The 7695-nt window shown below is 57.1% G+C and carries 2 protein-coding genes and 1 pseudogene; all 3 read left to right on the top strand.

Annotation, left to right across the window (positions count from 1 at the left end; genetic code table 11):
* Positions 1 to 636 (top strand): annotated as a pseudogene (locus WCA10_RS03710) (IS91 family transposase); the annotation flags it as partial.
* A 574-nt stretch (positions 637 to 1210) separates the two neighbouring features.
* Positions 1211 to 3901, top strand: coding sequence for a glycoside hydrolase family 3 C-terminal domain-containing protein (locus WCA10_RS03705; RefSeq protein ID WP_472821144.1), 2691 nt, complete (start codon positions 1211 to 1213; stop codon positions 3899 to 3901).
* A gap of 756 nt (positions 3902 to 4657) precedes the next feature.
* Positions 4658 to 7399: a VWA domain-containing protein gene (locus tag WCA10_RS03700; protein WP_472821143.1), complete on the top strand. Its 2742-nt coding sequence runs from the start codon at positions 4658 to 4660 to the stop codon at positions 7397 to 7399.
* Positions 7400 to 7695 lie beyond the last annotated feature (296 nt).

The following is a 7695-nucleotide window of genomic DNA, read 5'->3' as shown; positions in this document are numbered from 1 at the left end:
TCCGCACATCCACTGCGTGGTGCCCGGCGGCGGACTCGCGGCAGACCACTCGCGCTGGATCGCATCGCGTTCCAGATTCCTGTTGCCGGTCAAGGTGCTCAGCCGTGTCTTCCGCGGCAAGTTCGTTGCCGGCCTGCGGCGCCTCCTTGCCCGCGATCAGTTGCGCTTCTTCGGTGAGTGCGTGCCACTTCACAACCAGAAGCGCTTCGCCATCTTCCTGCGCACGCTTTACCGCCAAGACTGGATTGTCTATGCCAAGCCGCCTTTCGGCGGCCCCGAACATGTGCTGCATTATCTGGCTCGCTATACGCACCGCGTCGCCATCTCCAACCATCGCCTGCTCTCGGTCTCAGCTGCTGAGGTCTGCTTCCGTTGGAAGGACTATGCCCATCACGGCAGGCAGCGCACACTGACACTTGACTCCGAAGAGTTCCTGCGCCGCTTTGTACAGCATGTGCTGCCACGAGGCTTTCCCCGTATTCGCTACTTCGGCTTCCTCGCCAACCGCAGACGAGCTCGCATGCTGCCACTCTGCCGCGCTCTGCTTCACCAGCCGCCGGCTCAAGAAACACCACTCCCCGTAAAGCCTTCGCTGCGGACGTGCCCGCACTGCCATGGACTCATGCTTCTGGTTGATCGGATAACCGCCGCACAGGTCTCCTTCGCCGAACACAAGATGGAACACCGACTTGATTCTTCCTAGCTGTTCGACCAACGCGGCCTTCACCGTTTGCTTCATGGCACGCCTAATGAAAGTGTGCCTCAGGTCAGAAAAATGGCGTTTCTTATCCGCACCGGTCGTCGTTCTCCAGCGTCTACTTCATCCACTTGCGCACCCCGCAGAGATAGCTTGGCTCATTCACCAGCTGCACTCGTTCAGATCGCACAGCCTAGAGCGATGAAAAACCCATAGCCAACTTCCTGCTCCCATCGCGCCAGCGACTTCCTTCAAACCGCTCTATCCGACCTGCTCCGCGCTGTCTCCTGCCACCCCTCACGCCTGATCGCGGAGCAGCTCCGATAGAGTCCTGACGTTATTCGGCCAGATGGATTCAAATCTTCGAGCAGGCGGCAATACAGACGATTCACTCTCTGTGGCCCCGCCGAAGATCCGGGCCGCTGCGAGGCCCGGGTTGACACCCCGGGTCTGAACGTGAATAACTGACTTGTTTCAAATTACTGATTCGACGATTTCAGAACGGATAAAGTCATGCCCAATCATGCCCGTCTACAAGCGATCGCACTTGGCGCTCTCGCAGGTTTCACAATACTCGGCTTCGGCCAGAAGCAACCTTCAAGTGGCGCGGAGGCCAAACATCCTTGGATGGACACGTCACTACCGATCAGCCAGCGCGTTGACGATCTCATCGGGCAGATGACTCTTGAGGAGAAAGTCCAACAGATGCGCGACCATGCGCCCGCCATTCCGCGACTCGGCGTGCCGAAGTATGACTGGTGGAACGAAGGGCTGCATGGAGTCGCCTTTTCGGGTTACGCGACCAACTTCCCGCAAGTCATCGGGATGGCCGCGACCTGGGATACTGGGCTCGTGCACCAAATGGCTGAGACCATTTCGACCGAGGCCCGTGCCAAATACAACCAGGCTATGCGGGAAGACCACCATGAGATGTTCTTTGGTCTTACATTCTGGGCGCCCAACATCAACATCTTCCGCGATCCGCGTTGGGGCCGAGGACAGGAAACGTATGGCGAAGATCCTTTCCTCACCGGTCAGATGGGAGTCGCCTTCGTCACCGGGATGCAGGGAAGCGACTCGACGCATCTCAAGCTGGTTTCGACCCCTAAGCACTTCGCGGTTCATAGTGGACCTGAGAGCACCCGTCACCGCGCGAACATCGAGATTTCAGCCCACGACCTCGAAGATACTTACTTGCCTGCCTTCCGCTCTGCAGTGACAGAGGCACATGCCCAATCTGTGATGTGCGCATACAACTCGATCGATGGTGCTCCCGCTTGCGCGAACGAAATGCTGCTCAAAAAGCATCTTCGCGATGCGTGGCACTTTGATGGCTATGTCGTAAGTGACTGCGCAGCCGTAGCTGATATCTACAGCGGCCACCATTTCGCAAGTGACATGGTTCACGCTGCGGCCGACGCTGTGAAGGCCGGCACGGATCTTGAGTGCGGCTTCGGCGAGGGTCAGGCGTTTCCTGCTCTTGTAGATGCCGTGCACCAAAACCTGATCACCGAGGTGCAGATCGATACTGCGCTGCGCCGTCTCTTCACCGCCCGCTTCCGTCTGGGGATGTTCGACCCGCTCGCCAGCTACGCTTACGGCCGGATTGGAATGGAGGAAAACAATTCTCCTGCTCATCGCCAGCTTTCGCTGACGGCCGCGCGCGAATCCATCGTGTTGCTCAAGAACAATGGCGGAGTGCTTCCGCTTAAGCGTGGCCTGCATAGGATCGCCGTAATTGGCCCCACCGCAGAGTTGGTTCAGTCTCTCCAAGGAAACTACAACGGACCACCACCGAGTCTGGTGTATCCCCTAGTTGGAATCGAAAAACGCTTCGAGTCTGCCAAGGTTGCGTACGCCATGGGATCAAGCCTGGCGGAAGGCTTTGCCATGCCTATCGAGCACACGGCGCTGCATCCTTCTAAAGACGACAATGAATTTGGCCTTAAGGGTGAATACTTTGCCACGGAAGATCTGAGCGGCACTCCCGTGCTCGCGCGCGTGGATAGAAACGTCAATTTTAACTGGGACAAGGTCGTCCCCGTGAACGGGCTCAAGCGCAACAACTACTCGGTCCGCTGGAGTGGCATTTTCACGCCGCCCGCCCCTGGCGACTACAAGCTGGGTGTGCGAATCAACTACTGCTATGCCTGCGAGAATGCGGAGGGTTTCAGGCTCTTCCTCGATGACAAGCTCTTTGCGCAAAGTGATTCGAAGAGTGGCGAACGCGGGGCGGTACTTGAATCGCAAATCCACTTCGACAATACAGAGCCTCACCCAATCCGGCTGGAATACCTTCACAAGACGGGCACTGCCGGAATCGATCTCACCTGGCAGGCGCCCGCTGCGGTCCTTCGGGAAGAGGCGCTCAATCAGGCAAAAGGCGCAGACGTGATCATTGCCTTTGTCGGGCTTTCTCCTTCGCTCGAGGGAGAGGAGATGCCCGTGAAGCTTGAGGGCTTCTCAGGTGGGGACCGCACGGAGATCAAGCTTCCCGCGGTTCAGGACGAACTGCTCAAAGCGCTGACCTCAACCGGCAGGCCGGTCGTCGTGGTCCTTCAGAACGGATCGGCACTCGCGGTCAACTATGCAGCAGAGCATGCCGCTGCCATTCTGGAGGCGTGGTACCCCGGGGAGGAAGGTGGAACTGCGATTGCGGAGACTCTCGCGGGTGACAACAATCCTGCTGGCCGCCTGCCAGTCACCTTCTATCGCTCTCTGTCGCAACTTCCTCCCTTTGAGGATTACGCGATGAAACTCCGCACCTATCGATACATGACAGAAAAGCCGTTGTTCCCCTTTGGGCACGGACTCAGCTACACGACCTTCAGCTACGGCGACATCAAACTATCCGCAAACAGCGTCAATGCCGGCGATTCTCTTCATGTGAAAGGTGAAGTGAAGAACACAGGGAAGGTAGCCGGTGATGAAGTCGTCGAACTGTATCTCTCTCAACCTCAAACGGACGTTTCACCCCGAATCGTCCTCGCTGGCTTCAGGCGGCTCCATCTCACCCCGAGCCAATCAGCAGATGTTGAATTCACTCTGGATTCAAGGACCCTGTCCGAGGTCGACGTCGATGGGAAACGCGTCGTTTTGCCCGGCGAATACAAGATCTTCCTCGGCGGGACACAACCCGGGAGCGAATTTCAATCACGTGTGGCCACTTTTACGATGAATGGCAAGGTCGAGTTGCCGAAATAGCGAAAGCGCGATTTAGAATTCCGCTACCGGACAGACCTGACCCCTTGAGAGCGCGTGGCCGCGCCTTGAGCGCTGCCACGTCGCTCAACTCAGCAACCTTCCTGCCATCTGGGTGTGACTGTCCAATGCCTCTCATGCAGATTCGAACAAAACGAAGAAATTGTTGCCGCTCCGGTGACGAAGGTTGCGGGGCCTTCTTCTAAGGCTCCAAGCCTAGCTTTTCCGAATGGAATTCCCGGCCCGGTTCAAATCTCCTGCTGGGAGCTGAGTAGCCATATCACTTTCTTCGAGCATAGGCACACTCCTACTGCCATTATCCCTCCAAGAAATCTTGAGGATTCAAGCGACTTCTCCGTTAGCCGAAGCGGGCGATCGTAGATCCACCCGGTTTCCAATTGCAGGTGTCCTCAAGGCGGGCTTAAGATTCTTTACGCAAGCTGAAGATGGGGGCGTGCATTGCGAAAGCTGGCTGTTCTCCTTTTCCTGGTGCAGACAGCCGTTCCCGTCCCAGTCCATGCGACAAGGCCTGTCACGATTCAGCAGTTGACGCGTGTTCTGAGGTCGGCGCGCGGTAAGTCAGATGCAAAAGTATCACAAATGCTTTCCGGCCTGGAATTAACTGAACGGCTGAGCGCGGAGAGGCTTTCAGGTCTGGAGCCGGAATTGCCGGGCCTGGAGTCTCGACGGTCGCTAGTACTGCTTGCTGACCTGTCAGCGTTTCTTCCTCCTCCTGCAACGGAGATTCCTGCTGCTGCGATGCCCGATCTGGCAACTCAACGTCAGGTGATTTCGCGGGTCGTGGATTATGCTTCCAAAACGATTCATCAGTTGCCCAACTTCATTGCAACGAGAGATACGATCCGGTTTGAGGACAACCCTGCAGAGCAAACAGTATTTGCCTCGCTGGTCCCCTACAAGCCGCTGCACGCGGTGCAAGAGTACAGTAGCACTGCGTATTACCGCGACGGTGACGAAGTGGACTCTACCTCGTCGGGAGACAAGAGACCGACGTTGCCGACGCGCGGATTGATCACGTCAGGAGAGTTTGGGCCAATCATCAGTACAGTGCTACTAGATGCCGCCAAAGGCCAGATGGCCTGGAGCCATTGGGAGGTAGGCAGATCAGAACCGCTCGCAGTCTTTCGCTTCCGGATCTCCAGGGAACAATCGCACTACAAGTTGAAATTCTGCTGTGTTGCCGGCGAGGGCGCCGATGGAGTTATCGAGCGATCCACCGGCTATCACGGCGAGATAGCCGTCGATCCGACAAGTGGTGCAATTTTCCGACTCAAGTTGCAGGCTGACTTGGAGAGGGACGACAAGATCATGCGTGCCGACATCCTCGTCCAATATGGCGCAGTCGAGATCGGCGGCCAAACCTATATTTGTCCTGTGAAGAGCATCTCTATCTCGGTTGCTCCGCTATCGCGCATGATGTATTTGCGGAATGCAACCAGATTCGCACCTTCAGAGCTGGATCAAACCCAGAATCACGCGCAGACTCTTCTGAATGATGTCGTTTTCGACAACTATCATGTGTTTCGTTCCGACGCCCGGATGCTGACCGGGGACGGCGCTTCGACATTCAACAAATCAATGCCCTCAGTCCCGACGCAACCCATTCCTACTGCCCCACCTGCTAAAGGGGTAACGCAACAACCGGAGCCATCCGAGACTCGAGGGCCATCCACCGCAGCATCCGATCGCAGCAATCACGCGGAAGGCCTGCCAACGGCTGCAGCAGAGGCCTCGGGTCCCGTGCTGCCCTCTCTTGAAATCAGCGAAGGCGAACCAACTGGGATTCCGGACGTACCTGTCGCACCACGGGCGGCACAGGGAACAGACTTCAGCCTGCAGGTGGCGACGCGTGTCGTGGATGTTGACGTCGTGGCATTGGACAAGAAGGGCCACCCCGTCACTGGCCTGAAGCCGGAAGACTTTCAGATCTTCGATAACGGACGCAAGCAGAAGGTACGTTTTTTCAGCAGCCCGACTGATCTCGACGAGACATCATCGCGAAGCCAACCCGTCTCGGCCCCGGGCGAGCGTGCCTATTCAAATCGTCGGGCGGACATTGACGATCCGAAAGCCGGCACTGAGACTCCCGAAGGCATCGCCACGATTCTGGTGATCGATTCCGACGGCCTGGCATGGGCAGATCTCACCTATGCGCGGGAGCAGATGATCAGGTTCCTGCAGACGATGCCGCTGAGCGAACGCGTTGGAATCTACGTGCGGAATGCTCGCGGTTTTCAGGTGCTCATGGAGGCGACGCCCGACAGAGCTAAACTTGGCTCCGCGTTGCGCGAATGGATGCCCACCGCACGCGACATCTCCGGCGCGCAGGACACGGAGCAACGTAATCGGCAAAAGATCGACGGCGTAAGCCACATCGAAGATCTGCAATCAGTCAATGGCAATGTGAACGCGAATCCCGATTCTGCTGCTACGGTCGACCCTCAGTTGCGCGACTTTGGCAGCGATGCCAGCGGCAGAGCGCTGGCCACTCTAGTTCTCATCGCCCGCCATCTCGCTCCGATGCCTGGCCGCAAAACCTTGGTATGGCTTGCGAGCGAGAACGTACTGGCCAACTGGACCGACCAGGCAGTGAGCAGCGATAAAGGCAGCAAACACCTTGAAGGGCCCGTTCTTCGCGCGCAGGAGGCACTGAACGATGCCCACGTCAGCATCTATCCGCTCGACGCCTCGCAATTGGAGACTCAAGCCGTCGACGCCAGCCTCGAACACCACGTTGTAATGTTGTCGCCGAGCATGACTGTGCCACCGGGGGCGCAAAGCGGCGGAGCGGCCCCTGGGCGCATCACTGCCGAGATGCGGCAGGACATGCGCCCGGTGCAAGGGCCCATACGATCGATGGCAGAAGCTACGGGCGGCCGTGTCTTTCGCCGCGGCGGTGATTTCGCGGCCAACCTGAATTCCGTGCTGGAGGACAGCCGCGCCTCTTATCTTCTCGGCTTTTCCCCTGATGTGCCCGCCGACGATCAATATCATTTGCTCACTGTGAAGCTGATGTCTCGCCGCGGAGCGCAGCTGCGTTACCGCACCGGTTACCAGTACAGCAAAGAACCAGTCACGCTGAAAGATCGCTTCCACCAGGCGGTGGGGCAGCCTGTCGATGTCAACGACATCGCTATTACGGCGCGTGCACTACCCGCGTACGGTGGGGCCGCATTCGAGCTCAAAATCGCGGCCAACGATCTCGCATTGCAACTGAACAATGGAAGATGGAATGACAAGCTGGATATCTTCGCAGTTCAGCGCACTATAGACGGCCGGCAGGCACAAATCTCTGAGCGGCAGCTGGTTTTATCATTACTTCCAACAACCTATCAAAACCTGATGGAGACGGGCATTCCATTCGATCAATTCGTTGAGAAGAACAAAGACACTGCATATATCCGAATGATTGTGGTGGATGAAGCTTCAGGTCGAATGGGTTCCGTAACACTTCCCGCTGAAGTCCTCAACGGGAAGTAACGCTATCCGCGAAAGCCCCTTGGAGACTGTTCTGGATTGGGCACTCACAGACCAGGCGTCTAATGCACCGCATTTCCTAATGGAAGGACAGCTCCACTGCAACTGATTCCGAGAAAGAACTTTCTCGTCGAGTTCTCCGAGGAACAGCCTCTCTGCATCCTGAATATTCTCGAAGATCAAACTTGCAGTCAACGTTATTCCTGTTGCCAGAGGTAAGTAGGTTTGACTAATATCGGCTCCCATGCGGAAACAGATTTACTGCCTCGCTCTAACTGCCAGCCTTGTGGAGCAACAAA

It is taken from the genome of Occallatibacter sp. (genome assembly GCF_049582745.1).
Lineage (GTDB): Bacteria > Acidobacteriota > Terriglobia > Terriglobales > Acidobacteriaceae > Telmatobacter.
This window is presented reverse-complemented; position numbering and strand designations above follow the sequence as displayed.